The following is a 22,756-nucleotide window of genomic DNA, read 5'->3' as shown; positions in this document are numbered from 1 at the left end:
ATGGCCGAAGCGCCCTACGTTCCATGTCCCGGCGATACCGTCCGCGACTCTGACGGCGACATCTGGTTCGTGTACGGCACCCCCGACAACCTGCACGCCATCACTGCGGGGTACGCGCCGAACGCTACGCCCCATCCCATCGGTCAGGTCGCAGACACCTGGGGGCCGCTCACGTTGGCGTACCGGGCTTCTGACCACGACTTCGACTGACCACACGAAGACGGCCCGGCAGGAGCACCACCTCCCGCCGGGCCTCGCGACCTTGCAACCAGCTACGGAAGAAGGATCATGTTGGAGACTATCGCGCTCGCTCCCCCACGTCTGGGGCGGCCGGATGTGAACGCCGCCCTGGACGAGATCCTCGGGGAGGCGGGTTGGCTGACCACGGAGCAGCTCGCAGGTCTGATCGACGCGGACCAGATCGTGGGGCAGCGCATGTCGGACCGGTGTAGCCCGGTGGGCCTGTGGGTGGTGGGGGCGCTTCAAGCGCGGGGTGTCCCGGCGGTCTCGTACTCGTGGGTCGCCTCGTTCCTCGTGATGGGTCCGGGGCGTGTCGTCATCGGGGAAGCGCGCATCCCGGAGTCGCACACGGCGTGGGTGCTGGAGTGCGAGATCAACGACGGATCGTGGGGAGAGCTCATCAGGCAGGGGGAGGGAGACGAGCGGTGAGCAGTTGACCTGCGCTTTCTCAGAAGAGTTGCGCACAACCGAAAAGTTCCGTAAGATTCAATAGGGTTGAGAAAACCCCTCAGAACATCGGCCTCGGAAGCGAAAGCTCCCGGGGCCTTTTGCGTGCCCGGAGGTGCTCATGGTCGACCCCGCCCAAGAACGCGACCACCTTCGGGGGGTCGTCTCCCGCATGGCTCGGACACAGGACAGGACCCGCGCCCGGCTCGCTCTCGCGAACGCCTTCGCGTGGGTGTCCGCTGACGGCACCCTCGCTCGGATCACCCGCATCGATGACGTGTGGTGCGTCGACCTCGATGACCAGCCGCACGCCGTGGTCTCGTCTGAGGATGAGGCGTTCGCGTGCGCTGTGGCCGCTGCCCCGCCCGCTGACGCTGATCTCGCGGCACTGCTCACGTGGACCGCGTGCGGACGCTCCCGCATCTGACCATCCGCCCTCCCGGCCCTCAGGAGACGCCCATGGAACTCCTCCTCGTCGCCTGCGCCCTGGTGGTCGTCGCGATCCACGGCATCTTCCGGCTCGCCCTGGACATCCGATGGCGGCGCATGGTCAACGCCCGACTGGCGGCCCTGAACGCGGAGTCCGCCGACGAGACTGAGCAGAGGTGAGCGTGCTCCATCTCCGCCTCTGGCTCCTTCTCACGGGAATGGCGGTCATTCTCGCGATTCCCGTCGCCGTCGTCGTATGGGCGCTCACCCAAGAGCCCGTGTTTGTCGGCCTGTGCCTTGCGACCTTCCTGGCAGGCGTGTTGCTGAATATCGCCTGGGATCGACGCAAGCGCACCCACTAGACCGTCCGGCCGGGCACACACGCTTCGCGCTCCCGCGCATGGCCCGCGACCGGACAACACCGTCCCGGCTGTCCTGTGAGGGCGGGACGGCCGGGGCAAGCCCTCCACGCCCTCAGGAGACACCATGGCCGCCTTCGCCGTCACCTGGACCGACGGGCACGTCGAGACCATCGAGTCCGAGCGGTACGACTACGACAGCGACGGCAACTTCCTCTTCCATGACGGCGGGGCAGGCAAGCCAGTCGCGACCGTCCCGGGAGCCGGAGTGCGTCTCATCCGCCGCGCCCGCGAACAGGTCTCGGACACGGTCACGCACGTCCACCACGTCCACCCGGGCGGGCTCAACCTAGACCTGATCAACGCGGACAACGAGAAGCGCTGACCCCACACACGTCCCGGCCGCCGCCCACAGGGGGTAGGCGCGCGGCCGGGCGACTCACCACGGCGAAGACGGATTCGCCGCCTCCGTGTTCTCCGTGCACCACGGGATCATCGCGTCAGCAGACACCCCCGGCTCCCCCTCGTACTCCACGGCGATCTCACGCAACTCCGGTTCCGCATCCTCCTCCAGCGCCTTCGCGGAGATGTCCTCCCCCAGCGACACCATTGCCTCGCGCTCCTGCGGAAGGTTCGCTCGGCGGTACGCGTCCCACAGCCTGAGGTCCTGGCAGATGATCTGAGCGGACATCGGATCCACCACCACCTCCGGAGACGCGGACGGGGACTCGACTGCGGCCTCCGACGGGGACGGCTCCTCCACGGGAGCGTCGGCGCCAGAGCAGCCCGACACCATGACCACGACAGCAGCGCACACCAGCAAACGCTTCACGACACACCTCCGGTAGGGGGACGTCGGAGCGGGCGACGCGGGACACCAGTGTGCACCAGGAACGGGCGGAGGTGAGGGTGTTGTGGCCCAGGGACAGCGCATCAGCGACGAACAGCGCGCCGCCATCCTCGAAGACATCCGCGCCGGCGGCACCTGTCGCGGAATCGCCAAGGCCCACGAGGTAAGCCCCGACACCGTCCGCCGCATCGCAGCTGAGGGGAATGTGAAGGACGCCTTCGCACGTGCGGCCACCGAAAAGGCCACACGCGCGCGCACGACCGACATGGCGGCGCTGCGAGCTGAGGTGTCAGCGAAGTACCTCCGAAAGGCGAGCGAACTGCTCGACCAGATGGATCAGCCGCACTTGGTGTTCAGCTTCGGCGGCAAGGAGAACACGTACAACGAGGCGATCCTCGAACGGGCGCCGACGGGCGATCTCCGCAACCTCATGACCGCCAGCGCCGTCGCCCTCGACAAGCACCTGAAGATCCTCGCCACCGAGACGGATTCGGGTGCGACGACCGCGGCGTCGATGCTGTCGGGGATCGCGGACGCTCTGGAGAAGGCCGCGGAAGTCCTCGACTCAGAGCCTCCCGATGAGACCTCAACCAATATCTAGCCGCCGATAACGCTGGCTTATCGGGGGTCAGGATTCGGGGGTGGGCGTGGATCTGTCGCGTCTCACCGGGCATCTGTCGCCCGCTCAGATCCGGTCGATCGTGGGGTCGATGTCGACCCCGCAGATCGCGTTGTGGTCGGGAGCGGTCTCCAGCGGCAAGACGATCAGCAGCCTGCTGGCGTTCCTGATCTTGCTGACCCGCGCCCCGTCGACCGGGCTGATCGTGATGGTCGGGCGGACGCTACAGACCATCGAGCGCAACTTGCTCGACCCCTTGTCCGCGCCCGAGTTGTTCGGTGTGCTCGCCGGCCAGATCCACCACACGCCCGGGTCGACGACCGCTGTCATCCTCGGCCGGACCGTGCACCTGGTGGGCGCGTCAGATGCCCGCTCCGAAGGCAGGATCCGCGGGGCGACCATCGCGCTCAGCTACGTGGACGAGGCCACACTCGTGCCGCAGAGCTTCTGGATGATGCTGATCAGCCGCCTGCGTGTGAAGGGCGCGAAACTGCTGGCCACCACGAACCCCGACCACCCGGGCCACTGGTTGAGGCAAGACTTCGTGCTCCGCGCCGATGAGGTCGGGATGCGGCACTGGCACTTCACACTGGACGACAACCCCAGCCTCGACACGGGCTACGTGGACCTGCTCAAACGCCAGTACACGGGGTTGTGGTTCCGCAGGTTCATCCTCGGAGACTGGATCGCTGGTCAGGGCGCTGTCTACGACATGTGGGACCCCGACGAACACGTCGTGCCTTGGGCGGACCTGCCCGCCATGGAGCGGCTGGTGTGCCTCGGCGTGGACTACGGCACAACGAACGCCAGCGCTGGACTGCTCCTCGGGATCGCTCAGGACGGCCGGCTGTTCCTCGTCGACGAGTACCGACACGAACCCCGCCGCGACACCCAGCGCCTCACCGACGCCCAGCAGTCGGCCCGGTTGCTGGAGTGGATGGACCGCCCCCACCTCCCCGACGGTGCACGCCTCCCCGTCGAGTACGTGGCCGTCGACCCCGCCGCGGCGTCGTTCCGGGTGCAGCTGCATCAGGACGGTCTGGCCACGTCGCCTGCTCACAACGATGTCGCGCACGGCATCTCGATGGTTGCGACGCTGCTCGCCCGTCGTCAGCTCCTCGTCTCGGACCGGTGCTCCGGGTGGATCAACGAGGTCGGCGGCTACAGCTGGGACGAGAAAGCCACCGAGAAGGGCCTCGACGCCCCCATCAAGACCGCTGACCACAGTCTCGACGCCGGCCGGTACGCCCTGACGACCTCCGAGGCGTTGTGGCGCCCGTATCTGATCGACCCTCTTGACCTCGCTGCGTGACCACGTGCGGAGATCCCCGGGCCTGATGACTACTACCAGTGAGATGGGGGTGTGTGGTGCCGCTCCCTGACCGCTCCGTGCCATGGCCGCCCGCCGAAACCGACCGGCCCAGGGCGTTGTACGACGCATGGGGTGCCTGGTACTCCGGTGACCCCGACCAGCTGGCCGCGTACTACGGCGGAGGCGGCGGACACAACCGGATGTCCCCGCAGCCGCGGCCCTCCCAGTACCGCGGCGGGGTCGTCGGAACCGTCGCGCGGTGGTGGTGGGGAAGACCGCCCAGCCCCGAACAGGCAACGATCAAGCTTCACGTGCCCCTCGCCGGCGACATCAGCTCCGTGTCCGCTGACCTGCTCTTCGGGGAAGCCCCCACGCTCGCTGTCGCTGACCAGACGGCCGACAAGGTCACCCAGGACCGCATCGACTGGCTGATGACCGAAGGCGGCATGCACGCCGCGCTCCTCGAAGCATCGGAGCTGGCGTCCGCCTACGGTGGCGTGTTCTTGCGTGCCAGCTGGGACAAGACCGTCGCGGACCATCCGCTCGTCGACGCCATCGCCCCGGACTGTGCCGCACCCGAATGGCGTGCCGGCCGCCTGGTCGCGGTGACCCTGTGGCGGGTCCTGGAGGACCGGGACGACAACACGGTCCTTCGCCACCTTGAGCGCCATGAGCCCGGCGTCGTCTACCACGGCCTCTACGAGGGCAACAGGGACAGTCTCGGCAGGAAACTCCCGCTCGCTGACCACCCCGAGACCATCGGGTTCAAGGTTGACGCGAACGGCGGCATCCCCACCGGGGCGCGACGTCTCGCCGTCGTGTACATCCCGAACATGCGACCCCATCGCATCATCCGCGGCACGCCGCTCGGACGGTCGGACTACTCCGGCGTCGAGCACTTCATGGACGCCCTGGACGAGACGTGGTCGTCGCTCCTCCAGGACATCGACTCCGGCAAGGCCCGCCTCCTGGTGCCCACGAGCTTCCTCGACACCCACGGGCGGGGCCAAGGCGCGAGCTTCGACATGTCCCGGTCGGTGTTCACCCCTCTCACTGGTTTGCAGGGTGCGGGTGACAAGTTCACGGACATGATCACCCAGGTCCAGTTCGCGATCCGTGTGGATGAACACCTCGCCGCAGCAACAGCGCTCACGGAGCAGATCGTGCGCGGTGGCGGCTACTCCGCTCAGACCTTCGGTGAGTCCGGTGACCTCGCGATCACCGCGACGGAGGTGCAGCACAGGGAGCGGCGGAGCTTCTCGACCCGCAGTCGGAAGATCGGCTACGTGACCCCGGAGCTGGCCAGCTTCACTGAGGTCGTGCTGGAGATGGACCGCTCCCAGCTGGGGACCGACGTCACCCCGCAGCGACCCACGGTCGAATGGCCCGATGGCGTTCAGGACGCGCCCGAGGCGACCGCTCGCACCATCCAGCTCCTCTCTGACGCGCAGGCCGTGTCCACGGAGATCAAGATCCGGATGGCCCACAAGGACTGGGACGACGAGCAGGTCGCCCAAGAGGTTCAGCGCATCCAGGACGAGAACCCGGCCGTGGACCCGATGGTCTCCGCCGGCCTCGTCAACGGGCAGGACACACCACCCGGCGACACCGCCGAGAACTCCCCGCCTGAGCGGGACGAATAGCAACCCATCCAGAGGTCACCCGGGCGGTGGCCTCTTCCTTTTGGAGACCACGTGACCGAGCAGCAGGGCCAGGCGCCCGAAGCCGCCGACACCACCACGACCACCGCTCCCCCGCAGGCCGACACCGGCCAGCAGGAGCAGCCCCAGCAGCAGGCGAAGCCGGACCCCAAGCCGACCAAGCCCACCGCCTCCGATGACCTCTCCGAGCTGTCGTCCGCTGACCTCGCGAAGATGGTCCGCAAGCTCCGCGCCGAGAACGCCAGCGACCGCACCACGGCCAAGCAGCAGGCAGCCAAGGACGCGGTCGACGAACTCACCGGGAAGCTCGGCAAAGCGCTGGGCTTGGTGCAGGACGACAAGCCCCCGTCGGTGGACGACCTGACCGCGCAGCTCACCGCCGCTCAGCAGCAGGCCACCGAGCGGGACACGGCCCTCCGTCAGCTCACCGTGGAGCGCGCCGCTGAGCGTGCCGCCCGTGAGCACGGCGCGGACGTCGACGTGCTGCTCGACAGCCGCAGCTTCGCGACGAAGCTCGGCGATCTAGACCCCGCGGCGGACGACTTCGCCGCGACCGTGAGCGACCTGGTCAAGCAGACCGTCGACTCCAACCCGAAGTATCGGGTCGCCCAGGTGGCGGCCTCCTCAAGCGCGGACTTCTCCGGCGGGCCCGGCGAGCAGCGCGTCCGAAAGCCCATCGGGCTCCACGCCGCATTCCGTAACCACTACGGCGGCTAACCGCTAGGAGAGAACATGCCCGTCACTATGGCGATGGCGCAGGTCAACGCCCGAGACGACATCGAACACGAGGTCATCGACAACCTTCGCCGCTACTCGTGGCTGTGGGATCAGATGATTTTCGACGACGCCGCGACCCCGGGCGGTGGGGGCGGCACCCTCATCTACGGGTACACCCGACTGAAGACCGCCCGCGGGGCGTCGTTCCGTGCGTTCAACACCGAGTACCCCGCTGACATGGCGGAACGTGAGCAGTTCACGGTGTCGCTGAAGCCGTTCGGTGGCAGCTTCACCCTGGACCGCAAGCTGAGGGCATTGGGTCCGGCCGCTCAGAACGAGATGACGTTCCAGACCCAGCAGCTCATCACCGGGTCGACGATCGCGTGGCAGAACGAGATCATCCACGGTGACACCGCCGTGAACACGTTGGGTTTCGACGGCCTCGACAAGAGCCTCACCGGCACCGACACCGAGTACCTGCCCCTCGCCAACGGGGTCACCAGCGGCCACCTGGACTGGCGCGGGTCCGTCGTCAACACTCAGGCGCTCGCGATGGCGCAGCTCGACATCCTCGACGACTGGCTGTCCAAGATCGTCCCCTCCACCACGGGCGGCGGCGACCAGGGGCAGCCCGGAGCGCTCCCGCCCGGCCGCAAGGCCATCCTCGGCAACACGAAGAGCATCACCCGCATCAAGAGCCTCGCTCGGTGGGCGGGCATGTACACCGCTGAGCGGGACGACATGGGCCGCCACGTCGAGATGTACGGCCAGTGGGTGCTCATGGACATCGGCGACACCTTCGACGGGTCCGGGCCGATCATCCCGATCGAGGCCCGCGACACCGACGGTGCGGGCGGTGGTGGCTCCCTTGCGGGCATGACCGACCTGTACGCGGTCAGCTTCGGCATGGACGCCTTCCACGGCGTGTCCATGGCGTCGACGCCCCTCGTGGAGTTCTACGCCCCCGAGTGGGAAACCCCCGGCGCGGTGAAGACCGGCGAGCTGGAGATCGGGCCGGCCGCAGTCGTCCTGAAGAACACCAAGGCGTGCGGTGTGCTCCGCAACGTCCGCGTGAGTGGGTGATCGCATGCGCTACGACGTGACATCTCCCGTGAAGGGCTACAACGGCGTCGTCGGTGGGGTGACCTTCTACCGGGGTCGAGCTCACGTGGACGACGCTACGCACTTCGCCGCGGTGGAGTACATGCGCCGCCGCGGCTACACGCTCACCGAGGTCCGCGAGGAGCAGCCGGAGGAGACGCCCGCCGAGGACGCCACCCCGGAGAAGCCGAAGCAGGCCGACTCCAAGGACACGTGGGTGGCCTACGTGGTCGCGACCACGGACCTCACTGAGGCTGAGGCTGCTGACCTCACCAAGGCAGAGCTCCAGGAGCTCGCCAACGACAAGGAGGAGAGCTGATGAGCCACGTCGCCGGTGAGTTCACCGGAATCATCCGAGACCAGATTGCCGCGCTGGAGGAGGGTGCCCTTCAGGGGGACGCCCCCACGGTCGCGAACACGACCGCGACGGACGCCGCTGGGCTGGTCACGTACATCAACACGGTGCTGCTGCCCGCTCTGCGGGACCGCGGCGTCATCGCTTAGAGGGGAGGTGTCCCGTGGCTCCTGTGTACGCCACCCCCGAGGAGCTCGCTGAGTGGCTCGGTCTCGACGCCCCGCCTGCGGGTGCTGTGACGGCGCTGCGGGACGCCTCTCTCACCATCGACGGGCTGCTGATCGGTGCTGTCTATGAGACGGACGCCGACGGCAAGCCCACGGATGAACGGGTCGCGGGCATCCTGCGGGACGCCACGTGCGCTCAGGCGAGCTTCAAGCCCAAGGGCAGCAACGTCCCGTCCGACCCCGGCGGCAAGCTCGCGTCGGTCAAAGTCGACAAGGTGTCGAAGACCTACGCGACCAACCCGACCACAGGCGCGGTCGTGGAGGACGTCTACTCGACGCAGGCTGTGTCCCTCCTCCGGATCGAGGGGCTGATCCCCGCCCACCCCCGGGTGGTGTGACGTGCTGCCGATCATCACCGACGAGGTGTACGTACTGCGCCCTCCGATCGTGGAGGACGCGCACGGCAACCGGTCGCGATCCACGAAGGACTGGGCGAACGCGGTCCGAACAGGCCCCTTCGACGCCTGTGTACAGCCGGACTCGGCCACGCTCGGGGCGTCACTGGCCACCAAGGAGGAGCGCAGGGGCGGCAGGGAGCAGCTGTCGAAGTCGGCGCAGGTGTTCTTGCAGCCTGGGACGGACGTGCTCGCCACGGACGGACTGGAAATCAACGGGCGCATCTGGCAGATCAACGGGGAGCCGTTCGAGCTCCCCGACGTCGGCGGTCTCGGTCACATGATCTGCAAGGGCGACTGGATCGAGGGCTGATATGGGCCGCGTCGAACTCAACCAGCAGGTGATAAACCGGCTCGGCAGCTGGGGTCCCGTGGATGACGACATCCGGGCTCGCGCCCGCCGTGTGCAGGCGATGGCCCAAGGCCGTGGCCCCGTCGACCGCGGAGACTACGTGTCCAGCATCGACACGGAGCGTCTGGAGCCTCACGGCTGGCGGGTCATCGCCCGCGACCGCAAAAGCGCGTGGATCGAGGACGGCACGCGTCCGCACATCATCCGGCCCCGCACGGCCGGCGCCCTGTGGTGGCCCGGCGCTGCCCATCCGGTGGCCATGGTCCGTCACCCCGGAACCCAGGCCACGAACAACATGGCCGAGGCGCTGGAGTTGGCGGCGCGCGGCACCACACACACCTGAGGAGAACCATGCCGCACGTCAAGATCGGCTACCCGCACAAGGCCCCCGACGGCACGAAGCGAACGCAGGGCGAGACCGTGTACGTGTCCAGCTCCGAGGCGGAGGGCATCGTCGCTGACGGCAAGGGCAAGATCGTCAAGGTCAGCGCGGAGGAGGCCGTGAAGATCGCGGAGGCGTCGAAGCCCAAGGCCGACAAGCCCAAGGCCAAGGTCGTCAGCGAGCCCGGCCCCGAGCTCGACGCCGCCCCCACCGCCTCGAAGCCCCTCCCGAAGCGGCCCACGCCAGCGAAGACGGAGAAGCCCACCGATGGCTGATGTTCCCCGCCTGATTGAGGTGGAGCGCTTCGGGGACGTCCTCCGCATCCTCATCGACGGCAGCCCACTCGGCGTCCCCGTGGACGAGTCGGGTGTGCGCGTCATGGCGGCACCGGGCTACCCGTCGGGCATCAACGTGACCATCCCCGCGCACGCGGTTCGGCTGGTCGACTCGCAGGCCCCTGAGGTGCCCGCTGAGGAGAAGCAGAAGGTCGCCGCGTACCTGGACAGCAAGGCCCCGCCGTCGTCCTGGCGGCCACCCAAGCGCAGCTAGGGGGCGTCGTGGCCCTGCCCGTCATCCTCTATCCGGACGCTGAGCTGGTCGCGATCACCTGGCACCGCGCACGCCTCGGCGGCGCTGTTGGCATGGTCTGCTCCGAGTTGCCCGAGCCCGAGCTCTTCGACGGGCTGCTGCCCATCGTCCAGTTCGTGCGGCTCCCATCACCGCCCGCTGACAGGCGGGTGCACGACATCGCCCGAATCCAGTGCATCGTCCGCGTGGACGAGGCCACGGGGAGACCCGGCGCGATCGACCTCGCCGGGTACGTGTCCGCGCACTTCGCGGCCATGTCCGGGCAGACCATCACTCTCCCGGCGACCACGTACACGCCGGGCGGCGCGGCCACCGTCGGGTGCGTCCGCCACCAGTCGAACCCGGCACCTTTCCGCGACGACAACACCAACCTGCTCGCCCTGAGCTTCACGGGCGAACTGTACCTGCGCCCCTTCAGGGTCACCTGACCCACCTTCGACCACACCCCGACGCCTCATGGTGGCGGGGTTTTTCCATGCCCGCACCAGGGCTGACCACCCCAGGAGGGGACATGGCGGACAACGTCAACGCGATCCGCGCCTATGGAACCGATGGCGGCAAGTGCTACGTCGCACCGCTCGGCTCGCAGCTGCCGGAGGGTCTGGACGCGTTCGGGCCGGAGTGGTGGGACCTGGGGGCGATCGACCCCGCCGGGCTCACCGAGGCTTACGAGGAAGAGCGCAACGCCAAGACTCCCCTCGGCTACAAGAGCCCCGTGCGCACCGACATCACGGGCGTCACCAAGACGTTCACCACCCCCATGTGGGAGGTCAACCCCTACACCCAGGCGCTCTACGACAACGTCGACCTCAGCGCTCTCGAAGAGCTGCCCGGCGGCATCATCACCTACCCCGTGTACCGGCCCACCGGGCAGAAGAAGTACATGCTCGCGGTCGACACTTTCGATGGCGTTGCTCACGAGCGCACCGTCGCCGCCATCGCGGAGGTCACGACCCGCGCCGAAAGGTCCAAGAACGCCGAGAACGTCACCGCGAGCGGCCTCACCTGGACGGTATACGAGGCCAGCGACGGCCTCATGTTCAACCGCTTCTACCTCAGCGACGGCATGTGGCTGCCCGTGGAAACCCTGGAAGTCGCCGGGACCGCAACGACCGTCGCTGTCGCCGCGACCATCCAGCTCACCGCGACCGCCACCTACTACAACGGCGAGGACACCGACGCGTCCGCTGACGCCACCTGGGACACCTCCGCACCCCTCATCGCGACCGTCGACGCAGACGGCACCGTGACCGGGGTCGGCGCCGGGTCCGCGAACATCACCGCTTCCTACCGGGGTGTGTCCGACACCCTCGCGGTCACCGTCACCGCCTAAGGACCGGTGGTCGGGTGTCCGCGCAGGTGCACCCGACCACCTACAACCACCTGCGCTCAACCTGCGTGAACACAAGGAGTTCCGTCATGACCGCTGCCCGAAAGCCCGCCGCGAAGAAGACCTCCGCCCCTGCTGGCGCGATCGCTGTCGCCGACCTGCCCGACAACAAGGGCGCACAGATCTCCGAAGCGATGGAGCAGGACGCCACCTTCGTCATGGGCGACGGCACCGCCTTCACCTTCAAGCCGCTGTCGGAGTGGCCGTACAAGGCCAACGTCGCCTTCGCGGTCGGCGACATCATGGCGTGGGCGAAGGGCGCTCTCGCGGACTCCTCCCAGATGGACGACTTCCTCGACCACAGCAGCCGCGAGGTCGGCCGTGTCATCCGCTACTTCGACGACATGGCTGGGGCCACCCGGGGGGAAGGCAGCAGCTCCTCGCAGTCCTAGAGGAGCATCCCCGTGAGGTCGAGCTCGATCTCCTCGACCGTGGCGTCGACCTGATCGACTTCTACGCCGGCCGGATCACTATGCGGCGGATGGTCCTCCTCGTCATCCACGACATGGCGCGCATGCCCCGCACCCGGGCGGCACTCACTGGCCGCGACCCGGGACGCCCGTGGAACGAGACCAACGACCAGATCGCTCTGCTCGACTCGCGGATCCAGGCGCTCATGCGGGTCATGTGGGTCGGCGGTCGCCTCAAAGGCGAACCCCCGGACATTCACCCGTACCCGGTGCCCGCCGCGAAGGGCGAGAAGGCGCAGGAGCGGCAGTCGCGTCGCCCTGACCCGCGCAAACAGGCGTACCTCGAAAGATTTGCGCCACCGAAGCGGCACCTGAAGCTCGTGAAGACACCACCAGCCGAATAGGGGGTGTCGCTATGCCCGACGCCGGTTCAGTGTGGGTCGACGTCCTCCCCGACCTCAAGCGCTTCGGACCTCGGCTGCGCGCCGAGCTTCAGAAGCACGCCGGCCGCGGCATGGACATCCCCGTCGGACTCGACTCGACGAAGGCCAAGGCGGAGCTCGACGCCTTCCGCCGCCAGGTCGACAACTTGGGCCGCCGTACCCCGCGCATCACCGTGTCCGCTGACACCCGCACCGCGCTCGCCTCCCTGGTCCGTGCCGAGAAGGCAGCGGACCGGCTGGACGGCCGCGTCATCAACATGCGCGTCAACACCAGCGGCGGCGGGCCGGTCGCACCCATCACCCCGAGAACCCCCTCCACCCCTCCGGGTGGAGGGGGCGGCGGAAGCACGCCCCGAAGCGGAGGTGGGCAGCAGCGCCCGTTCTCTGACGTGTCCCCCGCCGGGGTCCTCGCGATCACTACCCTCATCCCCCCGCTCGTGCCCGCCGTGGGTGCGCTCGCCGGGGGTCTGGGCGCGGTCGCGAGCGGGTTCGTTGCCGCTGGTGTGGGCGCGGCGGGTTTTGCTCTGGCCGCGGTTCCCGCGATCCGCGAAGCCAACGCCGCAACCGGCGATCTCACGATCCAGCAGCGCGTGTTCCAGGACTCCATGGGCGGACTCACCGCGTCGTGGCGAACCTTCCGCGCAGAGACCGACCGCCCCGTCCTTCAGGCCGCTGCGTCCGGCCTCGACGTCGCCAACGTCGGCTTGCGGGCCTTGACTCCCGCGACGAACCGCACCGCTTCGGCGCTCAACACGCTCGGTAACGAGGCACAAGCGGCCCTCGGCAACGACCGGTGGACCAGCTTCTTCAGCTTCATCTCCCGTCAGGCCAACCCGTCGACGATCACCTTCGGCCGCTCCATCGGCAACCTCACCAGCGGCGTCGCCGGGCTCGTCATGAACATGGAGCCCTTGTGGACCGTGGTCGCTCCCGGCCTTGAGCGGTCCACCGCACGCTTCGCTGAGTGGGGCCACGAAGCCGAGAACTTCACCGACTTCATCGAGTGGACGCTGGCCAACGGCCCCGTCTTCACCGAGATGTTCGGGTCCATCGCGACCGCCGCCATCGACGTCGGTGTGGCCATCGGGCCGCTCGGCACCATCTACGCGCAGGGCCTCACCGTCTTCGCTGAAGCGATCTCCCTGGTCGCTGAGACGGCCCCGTGGCTGCTCCAGGCTGCCATCGCCGCGAAGACCGCACAGGTTGCCTTCCAGCTGTTCGGGCGGGTCAATCAGGGCCTCATCCAGCCCATGCGGGAGATCCCGGGTCGCATTCGCGAGTACACCAGCAGTCTCGGAACCGTCGCCCCAGAAGCCGACGGGGCGGCAGCCAGCACCAGCCGATTCCGCGGTGCCATCGGCGGAGCCGTCGGCGCCCTCGGCGGACCATGGGGCCTCGCCATCACCGGAGCGATAGCCGCACTCGGCATCTTCGCCGCCCGCAAGCAGGAGGCCCGGCAAAAGGTCGAGGAATACACCGCTGCGATCAAGGCTGACAGCGGCGCTATCGGTGAAAACGCGCGGGCGCACGCCGTTTCCACCCTGGAAATGGAAGGGGTACTCGAAGCCGCTGATGCGCTCGGCCTCAGCCTCGACCGGGTCACTGACGCTGCCCTCGGCGAAACCGGTGCTCAGGAGCAGCTCAACCGCGAGCTGAACGAACAACTCGACATCCTCGGGGAGCGTCTCGCGGCCGGTGAGCTCACCCAGGAGCAGTACGACTCGCAGTACCGGTCGATCGCGGAGATGCGACTGGCGATCAACGGTGAGTCCGACGCGGTCAGCGAAGCGACCGCCGAGTACCAGCGCAGCACGGAGGCGATGGGCGAGACCGCTGCCCAGCAGGAAGCCGTCAACACGGCCATGGCGGAGGGAGCTTTCCAGGCCAGGGATTTGAAGGTCGCTCTGGACGCTCTCACGGGCGCGCACGTCGGCGCGGTCGAGGCCGAATCGAACTTCCAGGCAGCCGTGGACGCTGCCACGGACAGCCTCTCCACCAACGGTGCGACGCTCGACTTGAACACGGAACAGGGCCGCGCCAACGAGGCTTCGCTACGCCAGATCCGCGACACCACCATCGCGAACACGGAGGCCACAAGGCTCAACGGCGAAAGCATCCAGGAGCAGACTGCGACGGCGGCGCGCGGGCGCGAGGAGTTCGTGCGTGTGGCCCGCCAGATGGGCCTCACCGCGACCGAGGCCGAAGACCTCGCAGACGAGTACCTCGGCATCCCGTCGTCGGTGAACACGGCGATCCGGGTCGCGGCCAACGGCACGTGGACCACGTCGCCGACACAGAACAGCTCGCACACCAGCCCGCGCGGCGGTGCGCCCGCGTTCTACGCCACCGGTGGTTTCGTGTCCGGGCCCGGTACGGCGACCTCCGACAGCATCCCCGCGATGCTCAGCGACGGCGAGTTCGTCCAGCCCACGCACGTCGTGGACCACTACGGCGTGGACTTCATGGAAGCCCTCCGCCACAAGCAGATCCCCGTCCAGAAGTACGCGACGGGAGGTCGAGTCAGCAGGTCCTCCCAAGGCTCGGGCTCCGACCCGTGGGACATCGTCGACGACCACCGCCGGGACGTCCGCCCCGAGTGGAACATGCTCGTCAACAGCCTGATTGGCCGTATCGGCGACAGCATGGCCGAGGACTGGAAGAACAGCATGCAGGGCCCGCGGGGGGTGGTCGGGCTCGCTGAGGCGTCGCTGGGCAGGTACCCGGAGTCGGGCGGCAACAACAGGAACGCCATCACCGAGTGGTACGGGATGAACGGCGCGCCTTGGTGCGCCATGTTCATTTCGTGGCTTTTCGCCCAGTCAGGTGCAAGCCGGGCGCTCGGTGGCGCTGCTCGGACCGCGTGGACCGGTGACTACTACACGAGCGGCATGCCGCGCACGAACTCGCCGCAACCCGGCGACGTCGCCGTGTACGGCACGCGGCACGTCAACCTGATCGCGTCACCAGGTGGCGGCCGGCGCATCGGCGGAAACCAGTCCAACAACGTCACCGCGGCGCCGTACAGCGGAGGCTCGATCTTCCGCCCGAACTGGTCGGCCGCGGGCTTCGCCTCCGGTGGCTTGGTGTCCATCGCGGACATTGTCAGGCAGGACCGCGAGCAGGACGAACGCTCCGGGATGTCGCCGCTGGTGCGGCAGATCCGGGAGATCGCAGGGTACGCGGACGGCGGCGTCGCCTCAGGGTGGGCGGTCGTCGGCGAACGTGGCCCCGAGCTCGCCCGCTTCGACGACCCGGCGCGCGTCTACTCCAACGCCGAGTCGGCGCGGATGCTCGCCACCGCAGGCAAGGCCACAACGCAGGCGGGCGGCAGCACACCTGCTTCCCCCCTCGTCGGCAGCCAGTCCTTCCACCTGCACAGCGCCGACGACGGCATCCGCGAACTCGCCGACACAATGACCCACGAGATCCGGGTCATCAGCAAGGGCGGGAGGTACGCCGATGGCTGACCTCGAAGAACGCCAGTACGAGCTGGGCGGGATCGTCTTCGGCGACCTCACCCCTGTCCAGTCCGACGACATCACCATCGGCGACCCGGGGATGCGGCTGGGAGACCAGCCCACCCCGGGCGCCGACGGCGAACAGGCCGGCCTGGACTACAAGGACGGGCGGACGATCACCCTCGACCTGTGGACGGACACCACCACGGCCGCGGACTCCCGATCGGCGTGGTCGCAGCTCGCCACCGTGTGGGACGCGAGCACGACCAGGGCCACGCCACGGGCCGTGATCCCACTGCGGATGCGGCTGCCCGGGTCCCCGACGATGATCGCCTACGGGAGGCCTAGACGGCTCACACCGTCCTCTCAGAGGCAACGCGACAACGGTGTGGTCGAGCTGACCGCCACCTTCCAGACCTTCGACAGCGCCTTCTACGCCGACGGCGTCGACGGTGCGGGCAACTCCGTCACCCTCACCCTCGTCACCGCCGCAGGCACCGGGATCACGTGGCCTGTCACATGGCCGATCACCTGGGGTGCGCAGGGAGTCCGACAAGACGCCGTGGTGAACACGGGCAACAAGCCCTCGTGGCCCGTGATCACCATCCGAGGCCCGGTCGCGCAACCCAGCATCGAGCTCGTCGGCACCGGCCGCATCCTCCGCCTCGACACCACCCTCGCCGCAGACCGCAGCATCACCATCGACACCCGCCCGTGGGCGCAGACCATCCTCCGTGACGATGGCGCGAGCTTCGCCGGCGTGGCCCGCGGCGCCGCCCTGTCGGACTTCCGACTTCCGGTCGGGCAGACCGTTCTCGCATACCGCGGCACGGACCTGTCCGGCCAGTCCACGTGCACCATCCAGTGGCGCGACGCCTACGAGACCCCCTAGGAGACCGGCATGGCTTTGGAGATGGACTCCTGGGCGGTAGAGGGCGCGCAGTCGTCGTCGCGGATCGCCCGCCTTCAGCTTCAGTCGGGGACGGCGTCGAGGAATGGGGTGGTCGACTCCTCCCACCTTCAGATCCTTCCGCTGACCGTCCCGGGCACGAGCGTCCGCGCGACCTCCGGCGGGGCGACGATCCTGGGGGCGGAAGCGAGCTTCCAGGGCAGCTACTTCGCGTTCAACGTCGGCGACGCCGAGATCGCCGTGTCGCCTACCGGGTCGGGTGGTGGACGCTCTGACCTGGTGATCCTCCGAGTGGAGGACCCCAACATCTCCGGAACCCCGTGGACGCATGACGTCACCACGGACCCCGTCTACTACTTCCGCGTCATCGAGGGCGTTGACCCCACCACCACCGACGTCCCGCCGGGGACGACCGGGGTCGCGCTCGCCCGACTCGACATCCCCGCGAACACCGCGACGATCACGTCCGGCATGATCACCGACGTTCGGCAGATGGCCAACCCGAAGCGGCTCCGCGAGCTCCGCGTGCAGCGCGGGCAGGGCCTGGAGGACGGGCGAGACGACCACGCCGACTTCACCAGCGACTTCGAGCGGTGGCCACAGCACGACTGGACTGTGACGATCCCCGAGTGGGCCACACAGGTACAGGTCCGCGCCGACTGGCTGAACGTCATGTACCCCGCGCCCATCGACGGCACGGGCGGCAACTACGACGCGCGCGGACAGGTGCGGGTTGGGCTGGTGGGGTCGGGCGGCAACGTCATCAACACGGCCGCGACGGCGTTCAACTTCAACGCGACATCCGCTTCCAACGGCTACCGATGCTCCATCGGTCTTGCAGCTCAGATGAACGTGCCGACCGCGATGCGCGGCATGGCGTGCGACTTGAGGATGTACGCCAAGTCCGACGCCGACCGCATCCGATACCTCGTCGCGGACGGTTGGGCGAACTTTGCGGTCGACCTCGAATTTCGTGAGCAGGCGGCGCCTCAGGCTGAGCTGTAGGGGGTCCGGTGCTCCCCTTGCAGGAACCTCTCCCTCCGGCGAGCGCGTGGCGGTACTACGCCTTCAACGTCCTCACGGGCGAATGGCTTCACAGGGAGCTTCCGCTCTCGGACGTCCGTCTCACCACCACCTTGTCCGGCCCCGGACGCATGGCCGCGACGATCGACCCCGAGTACCAGGCACTCAAGACTCCGGACGGCGGCCTCGTCCTGGATCTGTGGCAGACCATGATCGTCGCCGAAGCCAGCGGGCAGCTGCGGGGCGGCGGGATCCTCACGGGCATCACCGCGACCGGGCCCAAGCTCGCGCTCGACATGACCGGGGTGTCCGGGTGGCTGGAGGGTCAGCCGCTCCGCAACAACCTGGACTTCGGCGGCAAGACCGACGGCACTACCGGGAACGGCGTCGATCCCTTGGACGTGGTCCGTGCCCTGTGGGGGTGGCTGCAAGGCCAGCCTGACGGGAACCTGGGCGTCACCCTGGACTCGACGTCGACTCCGTACCGTCTCGGCGAGTGGCACAACACGAGGGCGCTCAAGGAAGACGGGAGCCTGGGTCCCGCGAAAGAGGTCGCACCCAACCCGGTCCCCATCGACCGCATCTGGAACCCGGGGCGCGACAAGAAGCCGGTCGGCGCGACCGGAAAAACGGTCTACTGGGAGTACAAGCTCCCGTGGTGGGACGACATCGAGATCGGGCAGAGGGTCACCACCCTCGCGACACAGACCCCGTTCGACTGGCTCGAATCCCTCCGATGGGCCGACGCCGCCCGTGAGTCCGTGGTGCGCCACATCCACTTCGGCTACCCGCGACTCGGGAAGAGGCTCACCCGCGAAGTCTTCATCGAGGGCGCGAACATCAGCGAGTTGGTCGCGGTCCGCAGGGACGGCGACGACTACGCCAACTCGGTGACGGTCTACGGCTCCGGGGAAGGCTCCAAGCAGCTCAGGTCCACGGTCTCGAAGCGCGACGGTCGCCTCCTCCGAGCGAAGTCGGTCGACCGGCCCGACCTCAGCACCGTCGCCGAGTGCAAGGCGGTCGCGGAGGAAGAGCTGCGCCGCTGGTCGCAGGTCGTCGACATCTTGGGCTTCTCCGTCCGCGACCACCCCAACGCCGCCATCGGGTCCTTCTCGGTGGGCGACGACGTCCTCGTACAGACCCGCGCCGGGTGGATGCCAACCCGCCTGTGGGTGCGCATCACCGCCCTGGACATCGCACCCGAGACCGGCGAGGTCACCGTGACGTGCCGCAGGTCCGACCGCTTCGACTACCCCGGAGGTGCCTGACGTGGATGCCGAAACCCGACGCGCCATCGCCGAGTACGCCCGCGAGGTCGCGAAGCTCCGCTCCGAGGTGACGACTCTCCAGCGCGGACAGCGCGCCGGCCAACTCGCGAACAGCAGCTTGGAGGAAGGCCAGACCATCGAAGCCCGCGACGAGACCGGTGCTCTCCGCGGCCGGTGGGGTTGGGTGGACGGCGCCGTGGGCTTGGTGACCGAGGGCGGCGACCCGGTGTCCGCGCCGACCGCCCCGCAGGTGACCCCTTCCCTTGGTGGCCTCAGGGTGACGTGGGACGGTCTGCTCGACGGCGACCCCGCGATCCCCGTCGATTTCGACCACATGGCCGTCCACATCAGCACGACGTCGGGGTTCACCCCGTCCGCCGCGACCTACGTCGGATCCATCCGCCGCGCCGGCGAGGGCGGCATGCTCCCGGTGGTGCCGCTGCCTTACGTGCCGCACTACGTGGTGCTCATCCCGGTGACCACCGGCGGTGTGCAGGGCGACCCGTCCGCCGAGGTGGCTGCGACCCCGTTGCAGACCTCCGGGGTCGACCTCGAAGCCGACTCGATCGAAGCGGTGCACATCAAGGCGGGGGCCGTGACTGCGGACAAGCTCGAAGCGCTCCTGGTCCTCGCGACCACCATCATCGGCGGGATCCCCGGCGGCGCACGGGTCGAGATCGATCAGGACGGCCTCAGAGGCTACGACGAGTCGAACGCCCTGGTCTTCGCCGTGGACGCCAGCGGCAATGCGGTCTTCTCCGGGGACATCGTCGCGTCCGAGATCAGCGGCAGTCGCTTCAGCCTCACGTCTTCCTCCGGCGCGACCGGCGCCATCGAGGACGTCAGCGGCGTCGTCCGAACCCAGGTCGTCTCCCCCGCAGGTGCGCGAGCACAGCTCGCCTCGACCTCAGGGCAGGCAGAATTCTCCGTGTGGGGGGACGCCGGGTCGTCGACCACGCCGGCGGGCGGCATGCTGGCGACCCCCGGGTCGTGCCAGGTCAACCTCCTCTCCAATGTCACGGACACCGTGACGAGCCCGCTTCTAACCCTGGTCGCCCTGCCCACCGAGGCCCGGGTACAGGCCCGGGGCGGCACCGGGTCAGACCTGCGCATCACCGCACAGGACGCCTGGGCGGGCGTGAGCGCCACACCGGAGCCGTCTGCCGTCGGACAGCCGCCCGCGATCCCTGGCACCATCTACGCCTTCCGTCGCTCAGGCACGGACGCGCCCACGCTCAGCCTCCAGTCCCCTGTGTCGACGTCGGGAGCGGGCTCGGACAGACGCAGCATCATCCACGTGGAGGGGGCGAATACCGCCCGCGCCAGCACGGTCATCAACCACGCCGCCCGCATCCACTACCTTCAGGGCGAGCTGGTCAGCGGATCCACGGACACCACCACGGACGGCAGCGTCCAACTCGCGGACACCCACAGCATCTACGCGGCCCGACACGCACCCGTGCGCGGCGAACTCCTCGGATCACTGACGTCGTTCTCCACGGGCAGCAGCTTCTACGACTTCCCGTCGGGCACGTTCGCGCCCTTCGCCTTCAAGACCGGCTGGTCGGGGCGCATCAAGGTCGAGATCATGATGTGCGGCCTCAACAACGCCTCCGACGCATCCAGCATCGCACTGGGCTTCCGCCTCTCCGGCGGGTCCACCGTCGCCGGAAGCCTCAAACGCGCCGCCTACGTGCGCAGCGCCGGGGCCGGGTTCGGGTCCAGCCAGTCCGCGTACTTCTCGGACACGCTCAACCTCACCGCGAACGCCGACTACACCCTCACCCCCCTGTACCGCATCACCAGCGGCACCGTCGCGTACTTCGACACCGCACTCGCAAACCACATCCTCATCACCCCACTCATGTAGGAGAGCCCATGTCAGAACCCACCCCTGAGCAGCCGACACCCGACCCGGTTGAGCCGCCGCCCCTCACTCCCATCCCCGTCGACCCCTCCGACCCGAACCCGCCGGCGGACCTGGACCCCGAGGACCTCGCGCCTCCCGGCGAGGGTGACGACTACAGCGACGAGCCCCCGCCGCCGCCGCTTCAGCCCGGAGAGTAGGAGGCCTCTTGGACGCCCTGTCCGCTTTAGCGCCCTTCCTTCAGCTCGGAGCGGGCGGGCTCCTGTCCCTCGGCATCGTCATGATCCTCACCGGCAGGCTCGTGCCCGGGGGAATCGTCGACAAGCTCCTCGCCGCACGAGACCGCATCATCGAGCAGCAGCAAGGCACCATCGACCGACAGGAAGTACGCGCGGACCTGACGGCCTCCCAGATCACCCAACTCCTAGAGTCGGGCAAAACCTCCGCGCACGTCCTGGAGGAGATCCGGCGTCTCGTGGAGAAGCGGCCCGGGGAGGGCTCATGAAGTGGCGCATCTGCCGTCGGCGCTTCGACCCGCCGCCCGTCACTGCTGACGAGGTCGCCAAGGCTCGCGCCCGCACCGAGAAGAGCGTCGCCAAGACGCGTGCACTGGACGAGGAGGTGCGCGACATCGCCACCCGCCTCAAGATCCAGCGCACCGAGAACCACTTCGGACCCCTGATCTGGCAAGCCCTCACGGGCGAGGGAGGGGCAGATGTATGAGGCAGGCAACGTGGCCGTGACCGTTCTGGCGCTGATCGCGCTGGGCTTCGCCCTCGACTACGCCATGGGAGTCCGCTGGTGGACCAACCCCGGGGGTCGGATCGTCATGACGACCCTCGCGGCCATCGTCCTGATCACCGTGCTCGTGGCGGTCCGGGTGTGGTTCGGGGACTTCTACCTGCACGAACTCGTGCGGCTGGTCGTGTTCCTGACGGCGCTGTTCGCTCTCGCGGGCGGGTGGGTGCTGCACCGGGCGATCCGCCGAGGGAAGCACCGCGAGCGCGCGAAGCCCTAGCCCGATTTCTCCACATACGCCCCGGCATGCCCGGGGCTTTCCCATGCCCAGGAGGCACCATGCCCCAGCCCGACAAACTCCAGTGGCGGTCCGACTTCGGCTGGTCCAAGAACAGCCCCGCGTCGGCCGCGAATCCCAAGTCCGGGCTCGTCATCCACTACGACTCCAGCGACCAGAACCTCGCCGACAAGGAACACAAGGCGTGCGTCGCCTACTGGAAGAGAACCCGCGGCTTCCACACAGGCCCCTCCCGCGGATGGGCGGACATCGGCTACAGCTGGGGATGTTGCAGCCACGGGTACGTCATGGAAGGCCGCGGGCTTTTCAAGGTCCAGGCCGCGCAGCCCGGCGGGAACTCCTCCCACTACTCCGTGACGCTGATGACGGGCCCGAAAGACAAGGTGACGGACGCGCAGATCAACGCTGTCCGGCAGCTCCGCGAGTGGCTGATGGAGCCCGCCTCGTCGATCAGCGGGAAGGTCCTCGGGCACCGCGACTTCATCGCCACCTCGTGCCCCGGCGACCGCGCCTACAAGATGGTCAAGGACGGCACGTTCACCAAGAAGGCCACCTGGGGCAAGGACACGCCGTCCGTCCCCAAGCCCACCCAGCCCACGCCGGCGCCCGCACCGAAGCCCAAGCCTCCCACCTCGAAGGCCCCAAGCTTCCCCGGGCCGGTGCTGCTCCAGCCTCCCGTCAAGAAGACCAAGGCCGCTGAGCAATGGCAGAAGCAGATGCGCGCCCGCGGCTGGACCATCACAGTCGACGGCTTCTACGGGCCCCAGTCCGAGCTGGTGTGCAGGACTTTCCAGAGCGAGAAGAAGCTCGCCCGAGACGGTCGCGTCGGCCCCGCCACCTGGAAGGCCGCATGGGAGGAGGCGATCACGTGAGCAACGGCTGGAGCTGGCTGTAACCCACCCTGAGAGAGAAGAGCA

Annotated in this window: 34 protein-coding genes; 32 read left to right on the top strand and 2 right to left on the bottom strand. The window is 68.4% G+C overall.

The genetic code is table 11. The features are described 5' to 3' along the window. From ACFQBR_RS04665 to ACFQBR_RS04640, 6 genes are all read left to right on the top strand, one after another. The gene (locus tag ACFQBR_RS04665) at nt 1-210 is read left to right on the top strand and encodes a hypothetical protein (protein WP_344175636.1); all 210 of its coding nucleotides are present in this window, start codon (nt 1-3) and stop codon (nt 208-210) included. A gap of 78 nt (nt 211-288) precedes the next feature. Continuing rightward, complete coding sequence (locus ACFQBR_RS04660; RefSeq protein ID WP_344175634.1) at nt 289-669, top strand: hypothetical protein; 381 nt, start codon at nt 289-291, stop codon at nt 667-669. Between the two features lie 190 nt (nt 670-859). Then, nucleotides 860-1,114 (top strand): hypothetical protein, encoded by a 255-nt coding sequence (locus tag ACFQBR_RS04655; protein ID WP_344175632.1) that lies wholly within the window; start codon nt 860-862, stop codon nt 1,112-1,114. 32 nt (nt 1,115-1,146) lie between these two features. Further along, nucleotides 1,147-1,296, top strand: a complete 150-nt coding sequence (locus ACFQBR_RS04650; RefSeq protein ID WP_344175630.1) for a hypothetical protein — start codon at nt 1,147-1,149, stop codon at nt 1,294-1,296. Then, a complete protein-coding gene (locus ACFQBR_RS04645; protein WP_344175627.1) occupies nt 1,293-1,478 on the top strand; it encodes a hypothetical protein in 186 nt (61 codons plus the stop codon). Before ACFQBR_RS04650 ends, ACFQBR_RS04645 begins: the two co-directional genes overlap by 4 nt. 124 nt (nt 1,479-1,602) lie before the next feature. Beyond that, nucleotides 1,603-1,860, top strand: coding sequence for a hypothetical protein (locus ACFQBR_RS04640; protein ID WP_344175625.1), 258 nt, complete (start codon nt 1,603-1,605; stop codon nt 1,858-1,860). 54 nt (nt 1,861-1,914) lie between these two features. On the opposite strand, the gene ACFQBR_RS04635 is transcribed toward ACFQBR_RS04640, so the two are convergent. Further along, nucleotides 1,915-2,307, bottom strand: a complete 393-nt coding sequence (locus ACFQBR_RS04635; RefSeq protein ID WP_344175623.1) for a putative periplasmic lipoprotein — start codon at nt 2,305-2,307, stop codon at nt 1,915-1,917. 82 nt (nt 2,308-2,389) lie between these two features. Between ACFQBR_RS04635 and ACFQBR_RS04630 the strand changes: the two genes are divergently transcribed. Continuing rightward, nucleotides 2,390-2,926 carry a hypothetical protein gene (locus tag ACFQBR_RS04630; protein WP_344175621.1) on the top strand — a complete coding sequence of 179 codons (537 nt, stop codon included), beginning with the start codon at nt 2,390-2,392 and terminating at the stop codon, nt 2,924-2,926. Nucleotides 2,927-3,010: 84 nt separating this feature from the next. On the opposite strand, the gene ACFQBR_RS04625 is transcribed toward ACFQBR_RS04630, so the two are convergent. Next, nucleotides 3,011-3,178 carry a hypothetical protein gene (locus ACFQBR_RS04625; protein WP_378552262.1) on the bottom strand — a complete coding sequence of 56 codons (168 nt, stop codon included), beginning with the start codon at nt 3,176-3,178 and terminating at the stop codon, nt 3,011-3,013. Here ACFQBR_RS04625 and ACFQBR_RS04620 point away from each other — a divergent pair. The 25 genes from ACFQBR_RS04620 to ACFQBR_RS04500 all read left to right on the top strand — a co-directional run bounded on the left by ACFQBR_RS04620 (nt 3,117) and on the right by ACFQBR_RS04500 (nt 22,711). Beyond that, nucleotides 3,117-4,256, top strand: coding sequence for a PBSX family phage terminase large subunit (locus tag ACFQBR_RS04620; RefSeq protein ID WP_378552256.1), 1,140 nt, complete (start codon nt 3,117-3,119; stop codon nt 4,254-4,256). The two genes, ACFQBR_RS04625 and ACFQBR_RS04620, sit on opposite strands and share 62 nt — an antisense overlap. 116 nt (nt 4,257-4,372) lie before the next feature. Beyond that, entirely contained in the window at nt 4,373-5,899 is a 1,527-nt protein-coding gene (locus ACFQBR_RS04615) for a phage portal protein (protein WP_344175617.1), read from the top strand. A 51-nt stretch (nt 5,900-5,950) separates the two neighbouring features. Then, complete coding sequence (locus tag ACFQBR_RS04610) at nt 5,951-6,634, top strand: hypothetical protein (RefSeq protein WP_344175615.1); 684 nt, start codon at nt 5,951-5,953, stop codon at nt 6,632-6,634. A 15-nt stretch (nt 6,635-6,649) separates the two neighbouring features. Further along, nucleotides 6,650-7,717, top strand: coding sequence for a major capsid protein (locus ACFQBR_RS04605; RefSeq protein ID WP_344175613.1), 1,068 nt, complete (start codon nt 6,650-6,652; stop codon nt 7,715-7,717). Then, a complete protein-coding gene (locus ACFQBR_RS04600; protein ID WP_378552148.1) occupies nt 7,710-8,054 on the top strand; it encodes a hypothetical protein in 345 nt (114 codons plus the stop codon). Before ACFQBR_RS04605 ends, ACFQBR_RS04600 begins: the two co-directional genes overlap by 8 nt. Further along, nucleotides 8,054-8,239, top strand: a complete 186-nt coding sequence (locus tag ACFQBR_RS04595) for a hypothetical protein (RefSeq protein ID WP_344175609.1) — start codon at nt 8,054-8,056, stop codon at nt 8,237-8,239. The genes ACFQBR_RS04600 and ACFQBR_RS04595 overlap by 1 nt, the downstream gene beginning before the upstream one ends. 14 nt (nt 8,240-8,253) lie before the next feature. Beyond that, complete coding sequence (locus tag ACFQBR_RS04590) at nt 8,254-8,655, top strand: head-tail connector protein (protein WP_344175607.1); 402 nt, start codon at nt 8,254-8,256, stop codon at nt 8,653-8,655. Between the two features lies 1 nt (nt 8,656). Then, nucleotides 8,657-9,025, top strand: coding sequence for a hypothetical protein (locus ACFQBR_RS04585; protein WP_344175605.1), 369 nt, complete (start codon nt 8,657-8,659; stop codon nt 9,023-9,025). Nucleotide 9,026: 1 nt separating this feature from the next. Beyond that, entirely contained in the window at nt 9,027-9,407 is a 381-nt protein-coding gene (locus tag ACFQBR_RS04580; RefSeq protein WP_344175603.1) for a hypothetical protein, read from the top strand. 8 nt (nt 9,408-9,415) lie between these two features. Continuing rightward, on the top strand, nt 9,416-9,721 hold the full coding sequence (locus ACFQBR_RS04575) for a hypothetical protein (RefSeq protein WP_344175601.1): 306 nt from the start codon (nt 9,416-9,418) through the stop codon (nt 9,719-9,721). Beyond that, nucleotides 9,714-9,995, top strand: a complete 282-nt coding sequence (locus ACFQBR_RS04570) for a hypothetical protein (RefSeq protein WP_344175599.1) — start codon at nt 9,714-9,716, stop codon at nt 9,993-9,995. Before ACFQBR_RS04575 ends, ACFQBR_RS04570 begins: the two co-directional genes overlap by 8 nt. An 8-nt stretch (nt 9,996-10,003) precedes the next feature. After that, nucleotides 10,004-10,462 (top strand): hypothetical protein, encoded by a 459-nt coding sequence (locus ACFQBR_RS04565; protein WP_344175597.1) that lies wholly within the window; start codon nt 10,004-10,006, stop codon nt 10,460-10,462. 83 nt (nt 10,463-10,545) lie between these two features. Beyond that, nucleotides 10,546-11,367: an Ig-like domain-containing protein gene (locus tag ACFQBR_RS04560; RefSeq protein ID WP_344175595.1), complete on the top strand. Its 822-nt coding sequence runs from the start codon at nt 10,546-10,548 to the stop codon at nt 11,365-11,367. Nucleotides 11,368-11,453: 86 nt separating this feature from the next. Beyond that, a complete protein-coding gene (locus tag ACFQBR_RS04555; RefSeq protein ID WP_344175592.1) occupies nt 11,454-11,816 on the top strand; it encodes a hypothetical protein in 363 nt (120 codons plus the stop codon). An 89-nt stretch (nt 11,817-11,905) separates the two neighbouring features. Beyond that, nucleotides 11,906-12,238, top strand: coding sequence for a hypothetical protein (locus ACFQBR_RS04550; RefSeq protein ID WP_344175589.1), 333 nt, complete (start codon nt 11,906-11,908; stop codon nt 12,236-12,238). Nucleotides 12,239-12,249: 11 nt separating this feature from the next. Next, nucleotides 12,250-15,744: a hypothetical protein gene (locus ACFQBR_RS04545; RefSeq protein WP_344175587.1), complete on the top strand. Its 3,495-nt coding sequence runs from the start codon at nt 12,250-12,252 to the stop codon at nt 15,742-15,744. Continuing rightward, complete coding sequence (locus ACFQBR_RS04540) at nt 15,737-16,627, top strand: phage tail family protein (RefSeq protein WP_344175585.1); 891 nt, start codon at nt 15,737-15,739, stop codon at nt 16,625-16,627. The genes ACFQBR_RS04545 and ACFQBR_RS04540 overlap by 8 nt, the downstream gene beginning before the upstream one ends. A 9-nt stretch (nt 16,628-16,636) precedes the next feature. After that, the gene (locus tag ACFQBR_RS04535; protein ID WP_344175583.1) at nt 16,637-17,650 is read left to right on the top strand and encodes a hypothetical protein; all 1,014 of its coding nucleotides are present in this window, start codon (nt 16,637-16,639) and stop codon (nt 17,648-17,650) included. Between the two features lie 17 nt (nt 17,651-17,667). Further along, nucleotides 17,668-18,936 carry a hypothetical protein gene (locus ACFQBR_RS04530; RefSeq protein WP_344175581.1) on the top strand — a complete coding sequence of 423 codons (1,269 nt, stop codon included), beginning with the start codon at nt 17,668-17,670 and terminating at the stop codon, nt 18,934-18,936. A gap of 1 nt (nt 18,937) precedes the next feature. Continuing rightward, nucleotides 18,938-20,806: a hypothetical protein gene (locus tag ACFQBR_RS04525; protein WP_344175578.1), complete on the top strand. Its 1,869-nt coding sequence runs from the start codon at nt 18,938-18,940 to the stop codon at nt 20,804-20,806. A gap of 8 nt (nt 20,807-20,814) precedes the next feature. Further along, entirely contained in the window at nt 20,815-21,003 is a 189-nt protein-coding gene (locus ACFQBR_RS04520; protein WP_344175576.1) for a hypothetical protein, read from the top strand. A gap of 8 nt (nt 21,004-21,011) precedes the next feature. Continuing rightward, entirely contained in the window at nt 21,012-21,308 is a 297-nt protein-coding gene (locus ACFQBR_RS04515; RefSeq protein ID WP_344175575.1) for a hypothetical protein, read from the top strand. Beyond that, nucleotides 21,305-21,526: a DUF7620 family protein gene (locus ACFQBR_RS04510; RefSeq protein ID WP_344175573.1), complete on the top strand. Its 222-nt coding sequence runs from the start codon at nt 21,305-21,307 to the stop codon at nt 21,524-21,526. Before ACFQBR_RS04515 ends, ACFQBR_RS04510 begins: the two co-directional genes overlap by 4 nt. Further along, complete coding sequence (locus ACFQBR_RS04505) at nt 21,519-21,821, top strand: putative phage holin (RefSeq protein ID WP_344175571.1); 303 nt, start codon at nt 21,519-21,521, stop codon at nt 21,819-21,821. The genes ACFQBR_RS04510 and ACFQBR_RS04505 overlap by 8 nt, the downstream gene beginning before the upstream one ends. Before the next feature lie 59 nt (nt 21,822-21,880). Then, nucleotides 21,881-22,711, top strand: coding sequence for a peptidoglycan recognition protein family protein (locus tag ACFQBR_RS04500; protein ID WP_344175569.1), 831 nt, complete (start codon nt 21,881-21,883; stop codon nt 22,709-22,711). Nucleotides 22,712-22,756 lie beyond the last annotated feature (45 nt).

This window comes from Nocardiopsis tropica, from assembly GCF_042660575.1.
Lineage (GTDB): Bacteria > Actinomycetota > Actinomycetes > Streptosporangiales > Streptosporangiaceae > Nocardiopsis > Nocardiopsis tropica.
This window is presented reverse-complemented; position numbering and strand designations above follow the sequence as displayed.

Coding starts and splice junctions, on each gene's coding strand:
- ACFQBR_RS04665 (WP_344175636.1), top strand. CDS start 1: ATGGCCGAAGCGCCCTACGTTCCATGTCCCGGCGATACCGTCCGCGAC.
- ACFQBR_RS04660 (WP_344175634.1), top strand. CDS start 289: ATGTTGGAGACTATCGCGCTCGCTCCCCCACGTCTGGGGCGGCCGGAT.
- ACFQBR_RS04655 (WP_344175632.1), top strand. CDS start 860: ATGGCTCGGACACAGGACAGGACCCGCGCCCGGCTCGCTCTCGCGAAC.
- ACFQBR_RS04650 (WP_344175630.1), top strand. CDS start 1,147: ATGGAACTCCTCCTCGTCGCCTGCGCCCTGGTGGTCGTCGCGATCCAC.
- ACFQBR_RS04640 (WP_344175625.1), top strand. CDS start 1,603: ATGGCCGCCTTCGCCGTCACCTGGACCGACGGGCACGTCGAGACCATC.
- ACFQBR_RS04625 (WP_378552262.1), bottom strand. CDS start 3,178: ATGGTCTGTAGCGTCCGCCCGACCATCACGATCAGCCCGGTCGACGGG.
- ACFQBR_RS04605 (WP_344175613.1), top strand. CDS start 6,650: ATGCCCGTCACTATGGCGATGGCGCAGGTCAACGCCCGAGACGACATC.
- ACFQBR_RS04595 (WP_344175609.1), top strand. CDS start 8,054: ATGAGCCACGTCGCCGGTGAGTTCACCGGAATCATCCGAGACCAGATT.
- ACFQBR_RS04580 (WP_344175603.1), top strand. CDS start 9,027: ATGGGCCGCGTCGAACTCAACCAGCAGGTGATAAACCGGCTCGGCAGC.
- ACFQBR_RS04575 (WP_344175601.1), top strand. CDS start 9,416: ATGCCGCACGTCAAGATCGGCTACCCGCACAAGGCCCCCGACGGCACG.
- ACFQBR_RS04570 (WP_344175599.1), top strand. CDS start 9,714: ATGGCTGATGTTCCCCGCCTGATTGAGGTGGAGCGCTTCGGGGACGTC.
- ACFQBR_RS04560 (WP_344175595.1), top strand. CDS start 10,546: ATGGCGGACAACGTCAACGCGATCCGCGCCTATGGAACCGATGGCGGC.
- ACFQBR_RS04555 (WP_344175592.1), top strand. CDS start 11,454: ATGACCGCTGCCCGAAAGCCCGCCGCGAAGAAGACCTCCGCCCCTGCT.
- ACFQBR_RS04550 (WP_344175589.1), top strand. CDS start 11,906: ATGGTCCTCCTCGTCATCCACGACATGGCGCGCATGCCCCGCACCCGG.
- ACFQBR_RS04545 (WP_344175587.1), top strand. CDS start 12,250: ATGCCCGACGCCGGTTCAGTGTGGGTCGACGTCCTCCCCGACCTCAAG.
- ACFQBR_RS04540 (WP_344175585.1), top strand. CDS start 15,737: ATGGCTGACCTCGAAGAACGCCAGTACGAGCTGGGCGGGATCGTCTTC.
- ACFQBR_RS04535 (WP_344175583.1), top strand. CDS start 16,637: ATGGCTTTGGAGATGGACTCCTGGGCGGTAGAGGGCGCGCAGTCGTCG.
- ACFQBR_RS04520 (WP_344175576.1), top strand. CDS start 20,815: ATGTCAGAACCCACCCCTGAGCAGCCGACACCCGACCCGGTTGAGCCG.
- ACFQBR_RS04510 (WP_344175573.1), top strand. CDS start 21,305: ATGAAGTGGCGCATCTGCCGTCGGCGCTTCGACCCGCCGCCCGTCACT.
- ACFQBR_RS04505 (WP_344175571.1), top strand. CDS start 21,519: ATGTATGAGGCAGGCAACGTGGCCGTGACCGTTCTGGCGCTGATCGCG.
- ACFQBR_RS04500 (WP_344175569.1), top strand. CDS start 21,881: ATGCCCCAGCCCGACAAACTCCAGTGGCGGTCCGACTTCGGCTGGTCC.